Annotated in this window: 19 protein-coding genes; 8 read left to right on the top strand and 11 right to left on the bottom strand. The window is 66.9% G+C overall.

Features of this window, described 5'->3' with window-relative positions:
* Positions 1-73 precede the first annotated feature (73 nt).
* A complete protein-coding gene (locus tag BSF38_RS02330; RefSeq protein WP_076343275.1) occupies positions 74-1,186 on the top strand; it encodes a DUF1559 domain-containing protein in 1,113 nt (370 codons plus the stop codon).
* On the opposite strand, the gene BSF38_RS02325 is transcribed toward BSF38_RS02330, so the two are convergent.
* The 5 genes from BSF38_RS02325 to BSF38_RS32335 all read right to left on the bottom strand — a co-directional run bounded on the left by BSF38_RS02325 (position 1,180) and on the right by BSF38_RS32335 (position 4,599).
* Positions 1,180-1,959 carry a hypothetical protein gene (locus BSF38_RS02325; protein WP_145951935.1) on the bottom strand — a complete coding sequence of 260 codons (780 nt, stop codon included), beginning with the start codon at positions 1,957-1,959 and terminating at the stop codon, positions 1,180-1,182. The genes BSF38_RS02330 and BSF38_RS02325 overlap by 7 nt on opposite strands.
* Before the next feature lie 294 nt (positions 1,960-2,253).
* Positions 2,254-3,330 (bottom strand): glycoside hydrolase family 43 protein, encoded by a 1,077-nt coding sequence (locus tag BSF38_RS02320; RefSeq protein ID WP_076343273.1) that lies wholly within the window; start codon positions 3,328-3,330, stop codon positions 2,254-2,256.
* A 57-nt stretch (positions 3,331-3,387) separates the two neighbouring features.
* Entirely contained in the window at positions 3,388-3,711 is a 324-nt protein-coding gene (locus tag BSF38_RS02315; RefSeq protein WP_076343272.1) for a type II toxin-antitoxin system RelE/ParE family toxin, read from the bottom strand.
* Positions 3,708-3,974 (bottom strand): ribbon-helix-helix domain-containing protein, encoded by a 267-nt coding sequence (locus tag BSF38_RS02310; protein ID WP_076343271.1) that lies wholly within the window; start codon positions 3,972-3,974, stop codon positions 3,708-3,710. Before BSF38_RS02310 ends, BSF38_RS02315 begins: the two co-directional genes overlap by 4 nt.
* Positions 3,975-4,464: 490 nt before the next feature.
* A complete protein-coding gene (locus BSF38_RS32335) occupies positions 4,465-4,599 on the bottom strand; it encodes a hypothetical protein (protein WP_257787840.1) in 135 nt (44 codons plus the stop codon).
* Between the two features lie 709 nt (positions 4,600-5,308).
* On the opposite strand from BSF38_RS32335, the gene BSF38_RS02305 reads away from it, so the two are divergent.
* The 4 genes from BSF38_RS02305 to BSF38_RS02290 all read left to right on the top strand — a co-directional run bounded on the left by BSF38_RS02305 (position 5,309) and on the right by BSF38_RS02290 (position 9,668).
* Positions 5,309-5,512 carry a hypothetical protein gene (locus BSF38_RS02305; RefSeq protein ID WP_076343270.1) on the top strand — a complete coding sequence of 68 codons (204 nt, stop codon included), beginning with the start codon at positions 5,309-5,311 and terminating at the stop codon, positions 5,510-5,512.
* A gap of 130 nt (positions 5,513-5,642) precedes the next feature.
* Complete coding sequence (gene glmM / locus BSF38_RS02300; RefSeq protein ID WP_076343269.1) at positions 5,643-7,028, top strand: phosphoglucosamine mutase; 1,386 nt, start codon at positions 5,643-5,645, stop codon at positions 7,026-7,028.
* Positions 7,025-7,771 carry an HAD family hydrolase gene (locus BSF38_RS02295; RefSeq protein ID WP_076343268.1) on the top strand — a complete coding sequence of 249 codons (747 nt, stop codon included), beginning with the start codon at positions 7,025-7,027 and terminating at the stop codon, positions 7,769-7,771. Before glmM ends, BSF38_RS02295 begins: the two co-directional genes overlap by 4 nt.
* A gap of 127 nt (positions 7,772-7,898) precedes the next feature.
* Positions 7,899-9,668, top strand: coding sequence for a TolC family protein (locus tag BSF38_RS02290; protein WP_083712640.1), 1,770 nt, complete (start codon positions 7,899-7,901; stop codon positions 9,666-9,668).
* Positions 9,669-9,708: 40 nt separating this feature from the next.
* Here the strand turns inward: BSF38_RS02290 and BSF38_RS02285 are convergent, their stop codons facing one another.
* Both BSF38_RS02285 and BSF38_RS02280 read right to left on the bottom strand, forming a co-directional pair.
* A complete protein-coding gene (locus BSF38_RS02285) occupies positions 9,709-11,316 on the bottom strand; it encodes an MFS transporter (RefSeq protein WP_145951934.1) in 1,608 nt (535 codons plus the stop codon).
* Entirely contained in the window at positions 11,313-12,950 is a 1,638-nt protein-coding gene (locus BSF38_RS02280) for an HlyD family secretion protein (RefSeq protein ID WP_076343265.1), read from the bottom strand. The genes BSF38_RS02285 and BSF38_RS02280 overlap by 4 nt, the downstream gene beginning before the upstream one ends.
* Before the next feature lie 308 nt (positions 12,951-13,258).
* Between BSF38_RS02280 and BSF38_RS02275 the strand changes: the two genes are divergently transcribed.
* Entirely contained in the window at positions 13,259-13,966 is a 708-nt protein-coding gene (locus tag BSF38_RS02275; RefSeq protein WP_145952391.1) for a sigma-70 family RNA polymerase sigma factor, read from the top strand.
* A 57-nt stretch (positions 13,967-14,023) separates the two neighbouring features.
* On the opposite strand, the gene bcp is transcribed toward BSF38_RS02275, so the two are convergent.
* A complete protein-coding gene (bcp, locus tag BSF38_RS02270) occupies positions 14,024-14,488 on the bottom strand; it encodes a thioredoxin-dependent thiol peroxidase (RefSeq protein ID WP_076343264.1) in 465 nt (154 codons plus the stop codon).
* 132 nt (positions 14,489-14,620) lie between these two features.
* On the opposite strand from bcp, the gene BSF38_RS02265 reads away from it, so the two are divergent.
* The gene (locus BSF38_RS02265; RefSeq protein ID WP_076350545.1) at positions 14,621-15,049 is read left to right on the top strand and encodes an archease; all 429 of its coding nucleotides are present in this window, start codon (positions 14,621-14,623) and stop codon (positions 15,047-15,049) included.
* 8 nt (positions 15,050-15,057) lie between these two features.
* Here BSF38_RS02265 and BSF38_RS02260 read toward each other — a convergent pair whose 3' ends face one another.
* The gene (locus BSF38_RS02260; protein ID WP_237170709.1) at positions 15,058-16,047 is read right to left on the bottom strand and encodes a carbohydrate kinase family protein; all 990 of its coding nucleotides are present in this window, start codon (positions 16,045-16,047) and stop codon (positions 15,058-15,060) included.
* Between the two features lie 133 nt (positions 16,048-16,180).
* Positions 16,181-18,196 carry an ATP-dependent zinc metalloprotease FtsH gene (gene ftsH, locus BSF38_RS02255; protein ID WP_076343263.1) on the bottom strand — a complete coding sequence of 672 codons (2,016 nt, stop codon included), beginning with the start codon at positions 18,194-18,196 and terminating at the stop codon, positions 16,181-16,183.
* Between the two features lie 231 nt (positions 18,197-18,427).
* On the opposite strand from ftsH, the gene rsmG reads away from it, so the two are divergent.
* On the top strand, positions 18,428-19,933 hold the full coding sequence (rsmG, locus tag BSF38_RS02250) for a 16S rRNA (guanine(527)-N(7))-methyltransferase RsmG (protein ID WP_237170708.1): 1,506 nt from the start codon (positions 18,428-18,430) through the stop codon (positions 19,931-19,933).
* A 150-nt stretch (positions 19,934-20,083) separates the two neighbouring features.
* Here rsmG and BSF38_RS02245 read toward each other — a convergent pair whose 3' ends face one another.
* Positions 20,084-20,596, bottom strand: coding sequence for a MogA/MoaB family molybdenum cofactor biosynthesis protein (locus BSF38_RS02245; protein ID WP_076343262.1), 513 nt, complete (start codon positions 20,594-20,596; stop codon positions 20,084-20,086).
* Positions 20,597-20,609: the final 13 nt, after the last annotated feature.

Raw genomic sequence — 20,609 nt, 5'->3', positions numbered from 1 at the left:
TCTTCGACCCCCATGGACAGCGCATCCCATCTCGTCCGTCTCGAATGCATGCTCACGCAAGGAGCACGGTATCATGAGAATTCGTCGAGGTTTTACTCTGATCGAGCTTCTGGTGGTGATCGCGATCATCGCGGTGTTGATCGCGCTGCTCTTGCCGGCGGTCCAGTCCGCCCGCGAGGCGGCCCGGCGCATCCAGTGCACCAACAACCTCAAGCAGTTGGCGCTGGGGCTCCATAATTACCTTTCGGCCACGGGGGCCTTCCCCCCGGGCATCGACACGACCGTCGGCTACCCGGGCTCGGCTTCTCCAGGTCAGCTCGCCACCTGGACGGCCTGGAGCCCGCAGGCGTTGCTGTTGTCATACGTCGAGCAGACCCCGCTCTACAACGCGGCCAATTTCAACTGGAATTGTTGTTACGACTCGCCTCAGGCCGACGCCATCAATTCGACGGTCTACCTGTCGCGGATCGCCGCATTCCTCTGCCCGTCCGACGGCGTCGCCGGCGTGCAAAATATCAACAACTACTACGGCAGCATCGGCGACTCGACCCAGCAGTACCCCGGCGACGGCAACACCACCGGCATCTTCCGGCTCTACAACAACCTCAACCAGACGGCGTCGGTGACGATCGCCGGGTTGACCGACGGATCCTCAAACACCATCGCCTTCGGCGAGGGCCTGGTCGGCGACTATGGCAAGTTGAACAACTACCGGGGCAACGGCATGTCGGGCGCCAACCAGATCACGGCGGCCGAGGTCCTCGACGCCCGGTCCGCCCCCGCGGCCGTCGTCCAGGAGTTGCAAGCCTGCAACACGTTCTGGAACAACACCGCTCAGATCACCTCGCAGTGCGCGGGAGGCCCCATCGGCTGCGACGGCTCGGGGCTCAAGCAATACCTCGGCCAGACCTGGGCCCTCGGCGAGCGCGGGTACACCCTGTTCAACACGGTGGTCCCGCCCAATTCCAAGCAATATCCCTGGCACAGTTGCCGGACGTCCGCCTGCTTCGACTGCGCCATGGAAGGGTCGAGCTATATCAACGCCAGCAGCAACCACCCCGGCGGCGCGAACTTCGCCATGAGCGACGGCAGCGTCCGCTTCATCAAGGATTCGGTCGATATGATGACCTACCAGGCGCTCGGCACGCGATCCGGCGGCGAGGTCGTCAGCGCCGACGCTTACTGATCTTCGACTTCGCCTGGCGAGGGGTCGGTCGTCGCGGCCGGCCCCTTTTGCGTTTCGGCGATCGACGCCCCCCAGGCCGCGCCGGCGGCCGTCCAAGCCGCGACCAGCACATGGGCCGCCGCTCGGGTGACGCTCGACCTCGACACCGGCAGATCGGTGTGGTCGACCGGAAACGCGAGCGCGCCGACGATCTCGTAGACGACCGCCGCCGCCAGCGCGCCGGCCAAGCCTCCGACCAGGGTCTCGACGCGCCGGCGCCGGTCTCCCAGACCAAAGCCGAGCGCCGCGCCGGCCGCCCCGCCGACGGCCGACCAGATGGCGGCGTGCATCAACAGCGGCGCGAGCAAGTCGGTCGATTGCGAGTCGCGCCAGCCGTAGAACAGCGGCGTCGCGATCGCCGCCGGGACGCCTCCCGCGATGCCGCCCAGCACGCCCCCCACCAGCGCCGCTCGAGCGGCGGCCGAGGCCGAACCGCGCGCCAGGCCCCCCGCCGCGCCGAGCGCCAGGCCCAACACCGCCCCCATCACCGTGTAAGTCGCCAGCGCGCTGAGAAGCCGCGCCTGGCCCAAACGGGCGATCTCCTCCAGCGACGGCGAGATCCGCAGCTTGGGAAAAAGCTCGCCCCGGTAGGCCTCGACGATCCGCTCGCCGATCAGCCAGGAAACCACTCCCGCGACCACGCCGGCCGCGATCGCCAGGACCGCGAGTCGCCGAAATCCAACGCCGGCCGGTTGCGTCCCGTAGATCTCCCCGGTGGGCTCGATCGTGCTCATCGTCCTGGCTCCTCGCGGTTTTCCGAGCGAGAATCGACGTCGATCGACAGGATCGACCGCGCCCATCATGACGACCCCCGCGCGCCGCCACAAGCGGAGACGAAATCGAGCGCATCCTCGATTTTCAGGCCCACGCCGGGCTTCACCGCCACGGTTACGAAGTGGAACGGCGACGGCCGAGCCGGAGCGCCGGTGAGCTCCGCCGCCCTGATTCCGCCCGACACAAACCACCATGACGCCACGGCGACACCCGGCCTCATGAAGATGGGGTATCGCGCCAGCCGACCTTGATGGCTACCTTCCCGGCTTCGGTTCGCCGGAAGGAAGCGCGACGTCAACTTCCGTGCCGACCGGCTTGCCGAAGTTGGGCGTGCCGTCGGCGTTCCAGGTGAACTTCTGGGCGCGGGCGGATCGGTCGGCGTAGCCTCGGGTCGTCTCGGTCTTGGCGTGGTAGGCGATCCAGTCTTCCCGGCCGTCGGGCGAGCGGAAGAACGCGTTGTGACCGGGCCCGTAGACCTTGGCCGCGTCGTTCCGCGTGAAGACCGGCTCGGTGTGCTGCTTCCAGCCGGCCGGGTCCATCGGGTCGTCGCCGGCCGCGATCGAGAGCATGCCGAGCTTGTAATCGGGCGTGTCGGCCCCGCAGGCCGAGTAGATCAAGAAGGTCCGGTCGTGGCCGTCCTGCCGCAGCGCGACGGGCCCTTCGCGGACGTGTTCGCAGCCGAAGCCGTCGACCTCCAGATAGACCCGAGGGCCGGTCAGCGTCCAGGGATTCGTCATCCGGCTGATGTAGAGACCCTGCCCGGCCGTGCTCGGGCGACCGCACCACACGAAGTACCGCGCGCCGTCGGGCATGGTCAGCACGGTGCCGTCGATCGCGTAGAACTCGTCCTTGGGGTCGGTGAGCAACTTGGCCTTGAAGGTGTACGGTCCCATCGGGTCGTCGCCGGCCGACTCGGCCACGTACATCCGGTGGTGGGGCTCCCGGCCGTCCGACGCCGTGAAGTACAGATACCAGCGCGGGCCGATCCCGGTTCCGCCGTCGAGCCGATGAAATTCCGGTGCCCAGACGTCGCGGTTGCGGCACGGGTCGTCGTCCTTCCAAACCACCTGGTCGACGGCGTCCTTCAACTCGCCCAGCCGCCGCGCCTTGCGCATCTGGACGTCGACGCCGGTCGTCGCCGTCAGGTAATACCAGCCGTCGTGATGCATCAACCACGGATCGGCGCCGTGAACTTTCAGCGGATTCCGAAACGAGCCGTCCGGGCTCTCGGCGGTCGTCACCGTCTGCGCCGAGGCCCGCCCGGCGACCAGGATGACGAGGATCGACGCCAGGACCAATTTCGTTCCGTCGCTCCACTCGCGTCGCATCATGGGCTTTCCTCGATCAACGTCCCGCCGCCGGATGAACTCCGACGCTCTCGCGCCGGGTCAATCGAACTCCAAATCAAAGACGCCCTCAAGGTCGCGGGCCCCGTGCAGAACGCGGTAGACCTCGACACCGTCCGGGATCGGCTTGCAGAAGACGATCTGATTGGGGAATCTGGCGATGGGAAAATACCGCAGGTCCGCAAGCGCCGGCCGGTCGGGATTGTAGACCGTCCCCGCGCCCGGAAATGTGGCAAGCCTTTGGAACGTCGCCTCGGCGCGGGCGAAGAAGCGATCGGCGGTCCGGCGGCCGGCCTTCCGGGCGTAGTAGCGGTACGCCTCGACCATGTCCAGCCTCGCGGCGATCCTCCGGACGATCCGGCTCATGGCCGGATGTCCTCACCGGCCAGGCCGTCGAGCGCCTCCTGGCGCATCGAATCCCATTCCTCGCGGGTCATGAGCTCTGCCGGGCCGCCGTCCAGAGCCTCCTGGAGCTTGTCCTCCAACGCCCGCTTGGCCTGCCGCTTCCGATCGTCGCGCCGCACCAACTCCCCGAGATACTCGTCGGGCGAGCCGTAGCGGCCCTCGGCGACCTGCGCCTCGACCAACTTCATCAGGTCGTCCGGGATCGACACCTTCAAGGTCGTCATCTGACTGCTCCTCAAGTCGTCCGGTCCGACGGCGAACCGGTTACACCGATCTCCCGAGCATCGCGGGCCACGGTCTGATCGATTCGACCGGAGCCGGCCGACCGATTGGCGGCCCGGCCGGCGGTCGCCACGACAATCCTTTCGCCACCCATGTGATTGTACCATGACGCCAATACCGCCCGTCCTCTGGACGCCAGTATACGGGGCGTGAGTAACAATGGCACACGAATCGTCATGCCCCAGTCTGGGGCCCCCGACCTCATGAAAAGGGGCTCTGGGTCGCGCCGCGATCGGCCTCCCAATACAAACCACCATGACGCCGCCGGGACGCCCAGTCTCATGAAAAGGGGGGGCTTTTCGCATGGCGTCACGACCGGGGCTGGTAGGGGCGCCCCTTGTGGGTGCCCGGTTCGTTTCACGTCGACCGCTCATGCTCGGCGATCGGGCGCCCACAAGGGGCGCCCCTACGGCGAACCACGGACCGGAATTTTCAGAGCAGGTCGAGTACGGCGAGACGGTCACCCGCTTCGCCCTCGATTTCAAGGCGCCCCTTCCCGACGATCTCTTCCCAGAACTCGTCGTTCCCGTCGTCGTGGAGTAAATTAAAGAAGAGAAGGCTAGCCATTGAAAGCCGGCCTCGCTCCTTTTCAATTCGGACGCGGTAACGCCAGAGGAGGAAGAGGGCGGTCCGCCGACTTCGCCAGCGTCAAAAAACGCGCGAACAAACCCAATCCGCCTGGACGACGACGAGGGAGCCGGCGGAGGTCGTCAGGGCGTTGGGATCTCCCGGCCCCGGCACCGAGAACCCGGCTTTCCTCACCGATCGAACCCAAACACCGGATTGACGTAAACCACTTAAGGACACTGGGTTTCACCTCCATGAAACCTGATCCGGCGGTGGCGAACGAACCCAATTTCGGGGACCTCTGTTCGCAAGCCGGAAGCCTGAAAAACGCCCGGTAAGAGGCTCGCTCGGCCTCGTGGTTTGCCTCGAAAACGGCGCGAACCAAGCCAATCGGCGAGAAGCCACGACACAGCAAGGAAACATGCCGGGTCGGTTGCAACAGGCGGTGTTTCTCGCCGATCGAAGCCAGTCAGCCGTCTTGCGTAAGTCGCTATAAACCAGGGCTTTAAGACGCCAGAACGAACCGAATGCGGCGGCGAACGAACCCAATTTCGACGGACCGGTCGGCGGGGTCGGGGATCGGAGGCCTTCGGCGGGCCGCAACGAGATTTCCGACTTTGCCGAATCGAGCGAAAATCCGCTTGACGCCGGTTGCTCATCGGGTCATCCTACCGATCGACGAATACCGATTTCTCAGGGAGGAGAAACGATGACCCCGAGCCTCTCCTATTACGACCGTCTGGTCGCCTCGGTCGGCCGGATCGCCCGCCACGCCTATTATCCGGGCGTCGAGCAGACGTTGAACCAGTGCCTGGAAGACATCGACGCTCTGCGGACCGCCGACCAGATCACCCCCGAGCAGCGGGAGGCGCTTCGGTTCATCGTCCTGGGGGTCTCGCTCCACGCCGCTTGAGCCGGTTTAGAGCCAATTCCTGGTCGTCTTTCGCCCCGGCCGATTCGTCTCTCACGCGATCCTCGTGCGTGCTCGCCGCTTGGTGGGTAGACTAGGATCTAGAGGAGAGATTACCGGGACGCGCAGGAGGATGGACGACGTGAAGGGAACGCGGATCGCGAGCATCTCCGGGCTTCGGGGATGGGTGGGCGATGGGATCGACCCGGTGACGGCCGTGGAATTCGCCGCGGCCTACGCCAGCCAGTGCGGGCCGGGGGCGATCGTGGTGAGCCACGACGGCCGGGTCTCGTCGTCGGTCTTCGAGGCGGCGGTCACGGCCGGTGTGACGGGCATGGGCCGCGACGTTCTGTCCGTGGGCGCCACGGCGACTCCGACGGTGGGCGTACTGGTCCGCGAGCACAAGGCGGCGGGGGGCGTGCAGATCTCGGCCTCGCACAACCCGCCCGAGTACAACGGGCTCAAGTTCTTCCAGCCCGGCGGCATGGTGCTCAGCCCGGCCGCCGGACGATCAGTCCTTAAACGCTGGCAGGACAAGGAGTTCGGCTGGGCGGCCTACGACGGCCTGGGTAAGATCCGCCGGCTTGAAGATCCCGACGAGACGCACCTCCGGCGGGTGCTCGGCGTGGTCGACGTCGAGGCCATCCGCGCCCGGCGGTTCGTGGTGGCCCTGGACGCCTGCCACGGCGCGGGGGGACGGATGGGCCGCGAGCTGCTCTGGCGGCTCGGCTGCCGACCGATCGTCCTGGGGGGCGAGCCCGACGGCCGCTACGACCACCCCCCCGAACCCACCGAGACGAACCTGGCGGGCTTCGCCAAGATCGTCCCGGCGGTCGGCGCGGCGGTCGGATTCGCCCAGGACCCCGACGCCGACCGGCTGGCGATCGTCGACGAGCAGGGGAGGTACATCGGCGAGGAGCTGACGCTCGCCCTGGCCGCCGTGCGACGACTCGGCCAGGAGCGCGGGCCGGTCGTGCTCAACCTCTCGACCTCGCGAGCCACCGAGGACCTGGCGATCCGCCACGGCTGCCCCGTAATCCGCACGGCCGTCGGGGAGATCAACGTGGTCGAGGCGATGCTCACGAAGAAGGCCGTGCTGGGCGGCGAGGGGAACGGCGGGGTGATCGACCCGAGGGTCGGCCTGGTCCGCGACAGCTTCGTCGGGATGGCCCTGGTCCTCGACCTGCTGGCGACCGCCGACCGGCCGCTTTCGAGCTGGGTGGACGAGCTGCCGCGGTACGCGATGGTCAAGGATCAGTACCCTCTGAAAGCCGGCGGCGGCGGGCCGGCCGAGGCGGCGGCCCTCTGGGACCGAATCGCCGAGGCCCACAACGAGGCCGACGCCGACCGCCGCGACGGCCTGCGGCTGGCCTGGGACGACCGCTGGGTCCATGTCCGGGCGAGCAACACCGAGCCGATCGTGAGGGTCATCGCCGAGGCCAAAACCCACGACGAGGCGCGCCGGCTGTCGGGCCAGGTCGGCCGTTGGGTGAGCGGAACCGAGGACGTCCGGCCATGACCAGCACCAACACCGAAACCCAGCACGCCTGGCCGACCTACGACCGCCCCCCGTCCGTGGCCTTCATCGACGTGGACGGAACGCTGCTCGCCGAAACGACGACCTTCTTGTTCGCCAGGATCTTGCTCCAGAGAGGTCTGATCAGGCGGTCGTTCCTGCTCCGAGCCCTGTACCACGGGCTCCAGCACCGGTTCGGCCGGCTCGATTACGGCACTCTGATCGGCTACGGCCTCAAGAACATCGCCTCGATCCCGGTTGTCGAGCTGGAGCGGATCGCCTATGAAAACTTCGTCGAGCACGTGCGGCCGAGGCTCTACCCGGGGGTGGTCGACCACTTCAACGCCATCCGGATGGCCGGGACGCCATTGGTGCTAGTCTCGTCATCGCCGGGCCTGGTGATCGAGCCCCTGAGCATCTACCTGAACTGCGCCGATACGCTGACCACGAAAGTCGTGATCAACCGCGGACGTCTGGTCGGCATGGGGACGGGGCCGCCGTGCTACGGCGAGGGCAAGCTGTTCTGGGCCGAGGAATGGGCCGCCCAGCACGGGATCGCGATGAGCGACGCCGTCGCCTACGCCGACAACTGGAGCGACCGGTCGCTGCTCGAGCGCGCGGGCCGGGCCGTGGTCGTGCACCCGCGTTCCCGACTGCTCCGGCTCGCCAAGGAACGCGGCTGGGACGTCGTCCGTCCGCCCCGGCCCGCCCGCCGCCGCGCCAACCCTCGCGGGGTGTCTCGCTAGCCAGCTTCGAGATCCGTCCAGATGAGGTGGCCTTGACGCAGGGCGTCGATTGCCGGAGAACCTCGGACTGCGTGCGGGATTCCGACAGGAAGTCGGACCCGCGCCGCGTCCCAGCGATCCGAATACCATGCACATGTGGCACCGAACCACGGGTCTTTTGGCTGGGCTGCTGGCGATCTCGGTCGGTTGCGCCCAGCGTCCCGACCCGAGCCCTCGCCATGATCTGATCGCCCGAGTGACCGGGCCCGAGGCGGGATTGGCGGCGCCTGGCTCCAACGGGGATGGGAAGCCCGGAGCCGACCCGCGCCTCCAACGCGTCTCGTTCGAGGCTCCTCTAGACCGGGACGAGCGGTCGGACGAGGCCCAGTCGACCGGCCCCCTGACCCTCGAAGAGGCCAATCGCCTGGCGTTACGCCACAGCCCGATCCTCAAGCTCTCCGAGGCGTCCATCGACGCGGCGCTGGGGAATCTCCAGGTCGTCGACTCCGCCTTCCTGCCGTCATTCCAAGGGAACTACGGCTTCCAGGCGTTCTCGTCGCAGGTCGGCTTCGCCGGCACCCGAGGACGCTTCCCGGTCCTGCCGGTGCGAGGCTTCGGCCCCGGAACGCAGGACTTCAACGTGGCCGAAGTCCAGATGAAATGGACGATCTTCCAGTTCGGCAGACTCCTCACCAAGCAAAGCCAGGCGGAATTCAAGACCGACGTCGCCAGGCTGGAGCTGGAGCGGTCTCATCAAACCGTCGGGTATGCGGTCGCCCGGACCTACTTCCAGGTTCTCGAGGCGAAGTCGGCGTTCGAGATCGCCGAGAAGGCCGTGGGACAAGCCGAGGCGTACAGGTCGGAGGCCGGCGACCTGCTCCGGCGGGGCTCGATCACCCGCGAGGAATTCCTCCGGGTCGACGCCGGCCTGGCCAGCGTGCGACAGCTCCAAGCCGACGCCAAGAGCGAGGAAGAGGTCGCCGTCGCCGCGCTGAATCAGACCATGGGAATCAACGTCAACACGCCGACTCGCGTCGCCGAGCGCAAGGCCGCCCCCAAACTTGAGATGCCGCTGAAGGAAGCGCTGCAACTGGCCGTGGCCAACCGGCGCGAGATCCCCGTCGTCATGAGAGGGATCGCGATCGCCCGAGGAGACGTCGACGTCGCTCGCACCGAGTTTCTGCCGAGCGTCTCCATCCAGGCCGGCTACTCGAACGTCACGGGCACAGGCGTCCAGAACGCGAACGTCGGGGCCGGCGGGATCTTCATCAGTCAGGATCTGTATGCGGGCGGGAAGCGGCGCGGCCAGCTCCGCACCGCTCAGGCGGGGTTGCGAGCGGCCGAGGCGCAGGCTCAGCAGGTCTGCGACCTGGTCGCGTTCGAGGTCAACGCCGCGTATCGAGGATTCGAGGACGCCCGCGAGCGAATCAAGTCAGCCCGGGCGGTCTTCGACCAGGCGAGGGAGAACCTCCGGCTGGTGAAGAGCCGGTACAGTGCGGGAGGGGCCACCCCGGCCGAGGTGATCGAGGCCCGCGCCTCGGACACGAAGTCCGAACAGACCCTCAACGCCGCCGTCTACCAGTACCAGCGGGCCCTCGCCCGGCTTGAGTTCGCTGTCGGCGGCCCGCTGCCGACGTCGGCCGAGGAGATCCCCACCACGACGCGGGAGCCGAAGGGGGAGAACGTCGCACCGCCGCCTCCAGGCGAGCCGTCTCCATTCCGATTGCGTCCGGAAGCCGCGATGCCAGGACTGCCGGCGGCCCCGGATTTCGGTGCGCCGAGGATCAACCAACCGCAAATACCGGGCGTTCCGAGGCCGTTGCAACCTGAGTCGTCGACCGCACCGGGCCTTTTCGGCCCGCCCGCCCTGTCTCGACCGCCCTACGAGTCGACTTCACCCTTCGGGCCGAAGCCCTGAGGCGTGCGATCGGGGCGGACGAGCCGGAAGGTCGCCCCCATCACCCACGTTGCGGCCCGGTCGCATCGGCGGGCAGCGGCCTGAGCAAGAACGCCAGCGGTATCGCGAGCGCCAGCGTCACGGCCAGGATCTGAAAGGCCGACTGGTACGCGAACACCGTCGCATAGTCGTGGGTGTAGCTCGCCAGCAGCCGCCTCGCCTGACCGGTCGCATCGCTCACATCCAGACCGTTCAGCATGAAGTAATCGACCACGTCGCGCCGGACGTCGTCGAGCGGGGGACGATTCGAGGTCACGCTTTGACGCATCGCGTCGAAGTGGGCGTCGCTCCGCCGCTCGATGAAGATCGTCAGCAGATTGCCCCCCACGAACGCCGGCAAGACCAGCATCAGGTTCTTGATGCCCGCCGACGAAGCGACCTCCGCGGGGCTCATGTCCTCTTGCGAAATACAGATCAGAGGCGACGCGACCAGCCCCGCCGAGGCCGACCAGAGCGCCGTGTAAACGGCCGTCCAGAATTTGTCCGTGTAGAGGTCGATCGACGAGAGAGTCCACGTGCCGACGACCATGCCGGTCAGTCCGAGGATCAGTCGGAGCTTCCGGTCGGACCGCGTGCCCAGCCAGGCGGTGAGAGCCAGGGTCGAAGCCATCGTCACGACCGCCGGCAGCAGCACCATTCCCGTCGTCACGCGCTCGTAGTCGCGGGTCACCGCCATGTAACGAACGAGGACGGAGATGACGCTGAAAAACGTCAGATCGGCCAGCGCTTTGATCACAACGCTCAACGCGAATCGCAGCCGCCCGAAGAGACGGAGATCCAGCAACGGGTGAGGGCAAAACCATTCGTGGAGCAAGAACCAGACGAACAGGCCGCCGCCGATGGTGCTCACGATCCAGAACTCGTTGGCCGTCCACCATCCCCATTTTTGGAAGCGGAAGAGCCCGAACATCAGGCAGACGACCCAGCCGAGAAGCAGGAGCAGCCCCTCGAAGTCGAACGGCTCGAGCGCCTCTTCCCGGGGTTCGTCCGGCTGGAGCAGATGCGACGTCAGCACCGTGCATGTGGATGTGATCGGCACCATGAAGAAGAAGATCGTTCGCCACGTCGGGAGGTTCATCAGGTAGCCGCTGACGCTCGGCGCGACGATCCGACCGAAGTACAGCCCGAGCACGTACGCGGCGATGGCGCCGTCGCGATGGTCGGGGAACTCCCGCCAGAACACCGCCAGCACGGTCGTCACGACCATGCCGTTCCCCCAACCCTGAACGAACCGGGCGCCCCCCAGCAGTTCCATGTTCGGAGCCAGACCGCAGGCCAAGCTTCCAAACATGAAAAGGATCAGGCCGGTGATATAGGCCTTCTTGAGTCCGAAATGATTGCGAGCCCAGGCGATCAACGACATGCCGGCGACCGAGCCCAGCAAGGTGCAGCCGGGCACCCACTGATAGCGATACCGGTCCGACGACAGTTCATTGACGACGAACGGCCTCGCCAGGTCCGTGAACGTCGAGTTCATCCCGGCGAGCAGGAGCGTGGGCATGATCGCCAGGACGATCCACTCGCGGCGCTGGACGCCGCGCCACGGCAGAACCTGGGGATGGACCGGGTCCTTCGCCGGTCGATGCACCGCGCGACTCAACACATTCACGGCTTCGATCCTCCGGAGTCGGGTACGAACGCCTTTTCCCCCTCAGGAAAGACCACGGGCGCCACGCCCGGCTCGCCGATCATCGCTTCGGGGATCGACGTGGCGCTGACGCCGAACTCGCCACGCGCCCGTTGACGCTCGGCCTCGGCCTTCGCCCACTCGGGATCGCCCGGTTGATGCGAGATGGCGACCGTGACGGACAGGCCGGGACGAAGCTGCTTCCATCGAGGACCGCGATCCACCGCGATCCGGACCGGCACCCGCTGAGTCACCTTCGTGAATTCACCGGCGGTGACGTCGCGGGGCAACAGCGAGAAGTTCGCGCCGGTCGCCTGGCCGATCCAGACGACCCGACCTTCAAGAGTCCCTGAAAAGGCGTCGACCCAGATCTTCACCTTGTTCCCCGGCGCAACCCCTTCCAGCCGATCTTCCTCGAGATACGCCGTGACGTAAATCAGTTCCGGGTCGTAAATGCTGAGCACCGGCGAACCGAGCGGCGCGTGATCGCCCGGGTTGCGATACCGCCGCACGACCACGCCGTCGAATGGAGCCACGATCCGCGCGTTCTGCCGTCGCGTCTTGACGGTCGCCTCGACTCGGGCGGCCTGGGCCACCTCGTCCCGTCGAAGCTCCACCTGATGCTTCTGGATCTCGATCTCCAGGTCGCCCATCTCCGCCAGGCGTAACGACTCGAAGGCCTTCTCCAGGGCTCGAATCTTCTGGTCGAGCGACAGCCTGGCGATCTCGACCTGCTCGCGATCGGCCTCGGCCCGCTCGACCTTGGCCTGCGCCGCCTCGGTCTTCGCCTTCGCCGTGCGCAACTCGCGGGTCTTGTCCTGGAACTTCTGCTCGGTCGTGGCGCCGGTCGCGAGGAGCGTGGAGGAGCGATCGTATTCTTCCTGGGCGTTGGCGAAGGCCGCCTTGGCCCCCGCGGCGTCGGCTTTCGCCTCGTTGACGGCCTTCTCGACGTCGAGAGTGGTCATCTTGAGCATCGCCCGCGCTTCCCCGCAGGCCGCCTCGGCCGAGGCCAGTTCTTTCTCAGCCACCGCGACCAGGCGCGGGTGTAATTTTTCAAGTCGGTCGAGGGTCGCCTCCTCGAACCTCAAGGTCGCCTCGGCCACCTTGCGTTTCGCGGTCGCCTCCTCGACGCTCCGGGTCAACGGCACGAGATCGATCTCCGCGAGGATCTGACCGGCCTTGACCTCGTCGTGCTCCTCGACCAGGACCTTGGTCACGATCCCCGATTCCTGAAACGCCAGGTGGACGATGTGCGACTCCACGAAGGCGTCGTTGGTCATCGACATGGTGAAGCGATAGTAGACGACCTCGGCCAGGACAGCCGCCCCGACCAGGACGCCGAGCGCGCCGACGAACCAGATCCCCCAACGCGCCAACCGGCGATTATCGACCAGGGTCCTCCGCGCCGGCGGCGGCGATGGAGCCAATCCTGATGGGGGGGAGCCTTCGATGACGACGTCCATCGCGCCCACGTCCGACGACTCGGTTCCCGCCCCCGGTCGTATCGCCGGATCGAGTTCGACCGTCCCCCGGTCGTGGCCGTCCCCACCAAGGCCTTCGTCCGATTCCGTCTTCGCAGCCGCCTTGCTCGTGGTCGTATCGCTTCCGCCGCCCATCCGTCGATTCTCCTGGAATCGCGCCACTCGACCGTTCTCACCCGCGACGGACGCGGCCGGACGTCGTCTGCTCTTTACATTGTAGACGCGTCGGTTCCATTTTCCGTGTCGCGGGAATCCGTCGTTGGGAGAAAGCGAGAAATCACCGCATCGTTTTTCAACTTGCGATTCCGCCAAGGTTTAGGTAAAACGCACGAAAGGATAATGACGGATCGGGTTGATTTTCGGCGAGGATCGGCCCGACAATCGTCTGTTGGTAGATGGCGGGAATTCCGGACCACCAGCAAGAAGCACAATCCGTGGCGATCATGAAGGAACACACGAAGATCAACGCAAAGCCCGGCTCCCACGCGGTTTCCGAGGGCGCTCCGGGCGTCATCGCGCGAACCTGCAAGGCGGGTCCGGCGGCCATGGCCCTGGTCATCGGTCTGGCCGCGCTGACGGCCCAGGCCTCCGAATCCGACCTGGTCCGCGACATCCAGCGGTATTGCACGGTCTGCTGGCGGAACGCCCGGCTCGATCCTCGGCTGTGGGACGACTGCACGCAGGAAGTCTGCTGCCGGCTGCTCACCAAGGCCCGCGACGGCCAGCTCAACCTGGCCCAGGTCCTTGCCGAGGACACCTCCGAGCGCCGCGAGCTGGTCCGCGCCATCGACATGGTCCGCAAGCGGGTCCAGCGAGCCAAGCGATACCAGCCCATCGACGCCCTCGCCTTACCGGCCCCCGATTGCGACCAGCGCCATCGCGACCGGCTCGAACTCGGCGAGATCCTTGAATCCGCCCGCCGCGCGGTCCTCTCGACCCGCCAGGACCGCATCCTGGAACTCTGGATGCGCGGCTGGTCGGTCCCGGAGATCAGCGCCGACCTCGACATCCCGGTCAACCGGGTCAGCGACGAGAAATACAAGGCGCTCCGCAAGCTGGAACTCCACCTCCGCAACCAGCACGACGAGCTGGAGATCTTCACCCAGAAGGCGAAGACCCAGAACTCCCAGCCCCAGCGCGAGATCGCCTGACGAGCGTTCGCGAGGGCGGTTCGGCACATCCCGGCCGCCCCCGATGCGATGTCCCGCTCACTTCGCCGCCTTGACGGCTTCAAGCACGGCCTCGCTGTGGCCGGTGACCTTGACCTTGGGGAAGACCCGGCAGACGATCCCCCGGGCGTCGATCACGAAGGTCGTCCGCTCGATCCCCATATACTTCCGGCCGTACATGCTCTTCTCCTTCCAGACGTCGTACGCCTGGCTGACCGCCTTCTCGACGTCGGCCAGCAGCGTGAAGGGAAGCTCGTACTTGCCGGCGAACTTGGCGTGCGACTTCACCGGGTCGGGGCTGACGCCGAGGATCTTCGCCCCGGCCTTCTCGTAGTCGGCGAAGCCGTCGCGGAAGTCGCAGGCTTCCTTGGTGCAGCCCGAGGTGTCGTCCTTGGGGTAAAAGTAGAGGACCACCGGCGAACCTTTGAGCTTCGACAGGGTCACTTCATTGCCGTCCTGATCGGGCAGGGTGAAGTCGGGGGCGGGTTGTCCAGGTTCCAGCATCGAAAAAGCTCCAGGAGACGACGGCGGACGGTTCACCCTGATGTTCTAATTCGCCCGTTCGATTTCGAGAAGGCCGCCTTGCGGTAACTTGAGAGTAGGAGCCGCGCCGGCGGAACAAGGGGAGGGTTGCTCGTGGGACGCGTGGAAGTCTTCGATCACACGGCCGACCTCGGCTTGCGAGTGACGGCGAGCGATCTCGACGACCTGTTTCAGACGGCCGCCGAGGGACTTTTCGACGTCGTCACCGCCGACCGCGGCGGGATCGAGCCCCGGGACGCCGAACCGGTGGCGATCGAAGCCGAATCGCTCGAACTGCTGCTGATCGACTGGCTCAACGAGCTGATCTTCCGGAGCGAGACCGGGCATCGGCTTTACGGCCGGTTCGAGGTCGCGGTGGACGCCGCCGCCGACCGGCCCCGCCTGACGGGAACGATCTGGGGCGAGCCCATCGACGCCGACCGCCACATCCTCGACCACGAGGTGAAGGCCGCGACCCATCACGCGGTGGTCTTGCGGGAAGGCCCCGAGGGTTGGCTCGCGGAGGTGATCGTCGATATCTGATCGAAGAATCAGGCGTCGACCGGCTCAAGGGTGATCGGATGCCGTCGCAGGAACTCTTCGGCCTCGGGGCGGCTGAAGACGCCCGCCGTGGTCCCCACGGCGCGGACGCAACTGGCCCCCACGGCGCTGGCGAGCTTGAGGCAGTCGATCTCGCAGCGGTTTTCGAGCAGGCCGAGGATGTAGCCGGCGTTGAAGGCGTCTCCGCCGCCGGATCCGTCCACGAAGTCAACGGGGTAGGCGCCCATCTGGAGGCGGTTCTCGCCGGAGTACGAGACCAGGCCGTGCTCGCCCCGGGTGACGACCACGCGGCGGGCGCCCATCTCGTGGAAGATCCGGGCCTGGCGAAGCGGGTCGGTCTCGCCCAGGATCAAGGCCGCCTCGTCGGTGTTGGGGACGAAGACGTCGGTGTGGGGCAAGACCTTGCGGAGCGGCTCGATATACGCGCCCGGCCCCGGCGTGACGACGTCCAGAAGGGTCTGGCCGCCGGCCTTGCGAACGCGGGCGAACCGCTCGGCCAGGCCGTCGGCGTCCAGCTCGGGCAGGATCAGGAAGTAGCCGATGTGGAGGACGCGCGGGGACGTCGCAAGAGCTTCGTCCATGTCGGCCGGGACGAAGCCGAGGTTGGCGCCGACGCTGTGGATGAACCGGCGGTCCTCCCCCTTGACGTTGAGGATCAGGGTCTGGCTGGTCGCGCGGCGGCCGTCGATCTTCACGGCGCTGCTCTCGACGCCGGCGGCCTGGAGCGTCTCGGTGGCGAACCGGCCGAAGGCGTCGTCGCCGACTCGGGCGCAGATCGAGGCCGGCACGCTCAGCCGCGACAGAGCCATCGCCGTATTAGCGGCCCCGCCGCCGATGTTCAGCACCAGGCCGTCGACGGCGATCAGCTCGCCCGACTTGGGGAGGCGATCGATCGGCGGCGTCAGGTGATCGACGACGATCATCCCCGCGCAGACGACCGGGGACGGGAAAGACGAGGGAGAGGCGGGAGGGTTGGACACGGCACGAGATCCCTAACAAGGCGGGCGAATCGTCGTCGAGCGGCGAGCCGGGAATCCCCGCTCGCCGCTCGACGACGCCGAATCGGCACGTTGGCGAAATACACCTCTTGGACGGCGCGGCAAGCGGCGGTCGTCAGTGCGGTTGGTCGAGCGAGGCCACCACTTCGTCGCCCCGGGGATGCGAGTTGGTCGGCTCGGGCACGGTGCCCGTGCGCTTGCCGATGAGCTGGGTGAGCTCCGGCTCGGTGAGCACCTCGCGTTCAATCAGCGCCTCGGTCACGCGTTCAAGCTCGTCGCGATGCTCTTCAAGCAGCCGGTAGGCGTGCTCGTCGGCCTCGCGCAAGATCCGCGCGACCTCCTCGTCGATGAGCTGCTGCATGTGCTCGGAGTGGTCGCGCGGCTCGGACATCTCGCGGCCGAGGAACGGGTGCTCCGACATCGACCGGAACGAGACGGGTCCGACGCGCTCGCTCATGCCCCACTGCATGACCATCTTGCGGACCAGGCGGGTGGCCTGTTCCAGGTCCTGGGCGGCGCCGGTGCTGAGGTCGTCGTAGACCAGACGTTCGGCGGCGCGGCCCCCCATGAGGGTGTACAGCTTGGCCTTGATCTGGCTCTCGTTGTGGCTGACGCGATCTTCCTCGGGCATGAACTGGGTGACGCCCAGGGCCCGGCCGCGGGGGATGATCGTCACCTTGTGGACCGGGTCGGAGCGCGGCGTGAGCCAGCCGACGAGGGCATGGCCGACCTCGTGGTAAGCGGTCGCCCGCTTGTCGCGGTCGGTGATGACCTCCTCGCGCTTGGCGCCGAGGATGACTTTGTCGAGCGCCGCGTCGAGGTCGCGGTTGTCAACGGCCGTCTTGTCCTCGCGGGTCGCCAGCAAGGCCGCCTCGTTCACGAGGTTGGCCAGGTCGGCGCCGCTCATCCCCACGGTGTTGCGGGCGATCTTGTCGAGATCGACGTCGGCCGACAAGGGGACGTTGCGGGTGTGGACCTTGAGGATTTCGAGCCGGCCCTTCTTGGTCGGCAGGTCGACCGTGACGTGGCGGTCGAAGCGGCCGGGACGCAGCAGCGCGGGGTCGAGCACATCGGGCCGGTTGGTGGCCGCCAGCACGATGACGCTCTCGCTCGGCGAGAAGCCGTCCATCTCGGTGAGGATCTGGTTGAGCGTCTGCTCGCGCTCGTCATGCCCGCCGCCGAGCCCCGCGCCTCGAATCCGACCGACGGCGTCGATCTCATCGATGAACAGGATGCAGGGGCTGTTTTCCTTGGCGGTCTTGAACATGTCGCGGACCCGGCTGGCGCCGACGCCCACGAACATCTGGATGAACTCGGAGCCCGAGATCGAGTAGAACGGCACGCCGGCCTCGCCGGCCACCGCGCGGCCCAGTAGGGTCTTGCCGGTTCCGGGGGGGCCGACCAGCAGCACGCCCTTGGGAATCCGCCCCCCCAGCCGCTGGAACTTCTCGGGGTTCTTGAGGAACTCGACGATCTCTTGAAGCTCGGCCTTGGCGTTCTCGAGGCCGGCGACCTCCTCGAACGTGGTCCGCTGCTTCGACTTGTCGTGCCGCTTGGCCGGGCTCTTGACGAAGCTCCCCAAAATTCCGCCGTCGAACTGGTCGCGCGCCCGGCGCATCATCAGGTAGATGAAGCCGAGGATCAAAAACGTCGGCAAGAGCAGCATCAGCCAGACCAGGCCGTTGGGCGTGTTGGCCGGGCTGACGTCGATCCGGACCGGATCGTGGGTCGCCTTCTTGCCCCCGTCCTTCGGCTTCCCGTCGCGCAGCTTCTGCACGATCGGGTCGATCGATTGCTCGGTCGGGAAGTTGGTGATGAACGTCTTGATCGGCACGCTGTTGGTCGAGCTGGTACTCTGGTAGGGCTGAGAGTCGCGAAGCTCGCCGCGCGCCTCGGTCCCCAGAATCGCCAGGCTCTTGATATTGTCTTGATCGACCTGGTCAAGGAACCATGGACTGTAGACGACCGGAGTTTCGGGCTTGGGCTTGAACTGCCAGAAGATGATCGCAAAGCCCCCGATCAGGAGAAGCCAAAGCCACGGGGGCGTCGGCGACCCGCCGGAACCGTTCGTTTTGCGCGGAACGGGCGTCGGCTTGCGTGGGGGTTCTTGCGGTTGAGGTCGGTTCTCCATGCGGTCTCACTCTATTTACCAAGGCGGCACGTGGGAAACTCGGCGAAATCCTCCCACCCATCCCGATGGGAGCCGGGCGGCGTCAGCCGACAAGCGCTCAGTGAAATTGTAACGTACATTCGCCGAAAGATCAGGGGGTACCCGGACAACCACGCGCGAGGTCGAAGCCCGTCGGCCGCCTGCGTGCGTGCAACACTCCGGATTATCCCCGAACCAGGCTCGAAATCAACCGTGTCATTCTTTGGACCGTTCAGCCGTCAGGTCGACGTCGTCGTCGACGAGGAGGAGTCGTTGAGACCCGGACGAAGCGCTCTCGAAGTTCTCATGACCCAGTGCGGAATCACGCTGTCGTCCGAACAGCTCGACGCCCTCTGGGCGTACCACCAGATGCTCCGCGCGGCAAACCCGATCTTGAACCTTACACGAATTCACAATTTTGAAAACATGGTCTTGAAGCATTACGTCGACAGCCTGCTGACGCTGCGGTTCGTCGAGCTGCCCTCGCCGCTCATCGATATGGGCTCGGGGCCGGGTCTGCCGGGGGTTCCGCTCAAGATAGCGCGTCCCGAAACCCACATGATTTTGGCCGAGCCGAGAGCCGCGCGGGTCGAGTTCCTGGGGCAGGTCTGCGAGCGGCTCGGGCTGAAGGACGTCGAGGTCTACGGCCGCAAGCTGGGCGCCGACTACCCCGGGCGGGTCAAGGGGGTGATCAGCCGGGCCGTCGCCGCGATCCCCGAGACCCTCGAGCGCGTGGCCGCCTGCCTCGAACCCGGCGGCCGGATGATCTTCATGAAGGGGCCGGGGTGCGATCCCGAGATCGCCGAGGCCGAGCGAACGTGGAGCGATCACTTCCGGCTCGCGAGCGACCACGCCTACACGATCCCCGGGACGACGCACGACCGACGGCTGGTCGTCTACGAACGGCTCGACACCGACGCGCCCCGAGGGGCCGCCGAAGCGCGGGCCTCGCGCGCCTTCGACGGCCCGGTCCGCGAGATCACCAGCGAATCGAATCCGACGTACCGGCTCCTGAGCGATCTTCTAACCGGGCGCGGCGTCCGCAAGCACGGGCAGGCGATCCTCGCGGGGCTGCGGATCACGAGCGAGGTCCAGGAGAAATTCGCCGACCGCGTGGTCGGCTGGATCACCGACGCGTCCGGCCCCGCGCCGGCCGACGCCTCGTGGACCTGGTACCGGCTGAGCCCGCCGCTGTTCAAGACGCTCGACGTGGCCGGGACGCGCGCGCCGCTGTTGCTGGTCGCGACGCCCGAGACGCCCGCGTGGTCCGACGACGCCCCCTGGCCGGAAGGCTGCACGCTGTTCGTGCCGTTCCAGGACCCGGAGAACGTCGGTGCGGTGATCCGCTCGGCGGCGGCGTTCGGCGTCCCGCGCGTGGTCTTGCTGCAAGAAGCCGCGCATCCGTTCCACCCCCGGAGCAGCCGCGCCGCCGGCCCGGCGCTGTTCCAGACGCAGCTCATGGCCGGGCCGTCTGTCCATGCGCTTGAATCGAGTCGTTATCCGTTGATCTCGCTCGACGCCTCGGGCGACGACGTCGGCGCGAGCCCGTTCCCGCCGACCTTCGGCCTGGTCGTCGGCCTGGAAGGCCCCGGCCTGCCGCAGCAACTTCGACGCGGCGAGCGGAGGCGGATCGCCATGGCGCCGGGCGTCGAATCGCTCAACGCGGCGACCTCGGCGGCCGTCGCGCTTTACGTCTGGTCGCGGCGGGGCGGCGGCTGACGCGAGGCTCAGTATGCGCCGGGTGCCACGCGGTTCGGTACTCCGAACCCGTGAGGGATGGCTGAGGCTGTCGGGCACGGGGCGAGTACGACCCGTGGCACCCTTGACCCATCGTACGAATTTCTCTTTCCTATCACCGCTTCGCTCGCCTCAGTGCTTGCGGGCTTCCCGGACCAAATGGGGAAGCTCGGGCAGGATGATCTTGGTCATGGCCAGTTCGACGGCCGCTCGTGAGCCGGGCATGACCAGGACCGCCAGCTTCCCCATCAGGCCGCCGACGGCTCGGCTCAGCATGCAGGCCGGGCCGATCTGGGCGTAGCTGAGCATCCGGAACAGCTCGCCATAGCCGGGCAGCGGCTTGGTCAAAAGCGTCGAGACGGTCTCGAACGTCTGGTCGCGGGCGCTCACGCCCGTTCCGCCGGTCACAAGGACCGCGTGCAGGTCGACGTTCGCCGCGCACGACTGAAGGAACGACCGCATCGCCACCGGCTCGTCGGGGAGGATCGCCCGGTCGGCGACGCGATGCCCGGCGGCCTCGGCCAGCGCGATGATGAGCGCCCCCGAGATGTCGGTCTCAACGGTCCGGGTGTCGGAGACGGTCAGCACCGCGAGGTTGAGCGAAACGGGCGCGGCGGTTCGGTGTTCGGCGACGGGATTGTCCATGACGAAGGCTCCG

Origin of the sequence: Paludisphaera borealis (genome assembly GCF_001956985.1) — a bacterium.
Taxonomy (GTDB): domain Bacteria; phylum Planctomycetota; class Planctomycetia; order Isosphaerales; family Isosphaeraceae; genus Paludisphaera; species Paludisphaera borealis.
Note: the sequence above shows the minus strand (reverse complement) of the source record. Positions and strands in the feature narration are given on the sequence as shown.

Excerpts from the sequence above, each read along its gene's own strand:
- BSF38_RS02330 (WP_076343275.1), top strand. The coding sequence starts at position 74 with ATGAGAATTCGTCGAGGTTTTACTCTGATCGAGCTTCTGGTGGTGATC.
- BSF38_RS02325 (WP_145951935.1), bottom strand. The coding sequence starts at position 1,959 with ATGAGCACGATCGAGCCCACCGGGGAGATCTACGGGACGCAACCGGCC.
- BSF38_RS02320 (WP_076343273.1), bottom strand. The coding sequence starts at position 3,330 with ATGATGCGACGCGAGTGGAGCGACGGAACGAAATTGGTCCTGGCGTCG.
- BSF38_RS02315 (WP_076343272.1), bottom strand. The coding sequence starts at position 3,711 with ATGAGCCGGATCGTCCGGAGGATCGCCGCGAGGCTGGACATGGTCGAG.
- BSF38_RS02310 (WP_076343271.1), bottom strand. The coding sequence starts at position 3,974 with ATGACGACCTTGAAGGTGTCGATCCCGGACGACCTGATGAAGTTGGTC.
- BSF38_RS32335 (WP_257787840.1), bottom strand. The coding sequence starts at position 4,599 with ATGGCTAGCCTTCTCTTCTTTAATTTACTCCACGACGACGGGAACGAC.
- BSF38_RS02305 (WP_076343270.1), top strand. The coding sequence starts at position 5,309 with ATGACCCCGAGCCTCTCCTATTACGACCGTCTGGTCGCCTCGGTCGGC.
- glmM (WP_076343269.1), top strand. The coding sequence starts at position 5,643 with ATGGACGACGTGAAGGGAACGCGGATCGCGAGCATCTCCGGGCTTCGG.
- BSF38_RS02295 (WP_076343268.1), top strand. The coding sequence starts at position 7,025 with ATGACCAGCACCAACACCGAAACCCAGCACGCCTGGCCGACCTACGAC.
- BSF38_RS02290 (WP_083712640.1), top strand. The coding sequence starts at position 7,899 with ATGCACATGTGGCACCGAACCACGGGTCTTTTGGCTGGGCTGCTGGCG.
- BSF38_RS02280 (WP_076343265.1), bottom strand. The coding sequence starts at position 12,950 with ATGGGCGGCGGAAGCGATACGACCACGAGCAAGGCGGCTGCGAAGACG.
- BSF38_RS02275 (WP_145952391.1), top strand. The coding sequence starts at position 13,259 with ATGAAGGAACACACGAAGATCAACGCAAAGCCCGGCTCCCACGCGGTT.
- bcp (WP_076343264.1), bottom strand. The coding sequence starts at position 14,488 with ATGCTGGAACCTGGACAACCCGCCCCCGACTTCACCCTGCCCGATCAG.
- ftsH (WP_076343263.1), bottom strand. The coding sequence starts at position 18,196 with ATGGAGAACCGACCTCAACCGCAAGAACCCCCACGCAAGCCGACGCCC.
- BSF38_RS02245 (WP_076343262.1), bottom strand. The coding sequence starts at position 20,596 with ATGGACAATCCCGTCGCCGAACACCGAACCGCCGCGCCCGTTTCGCTC.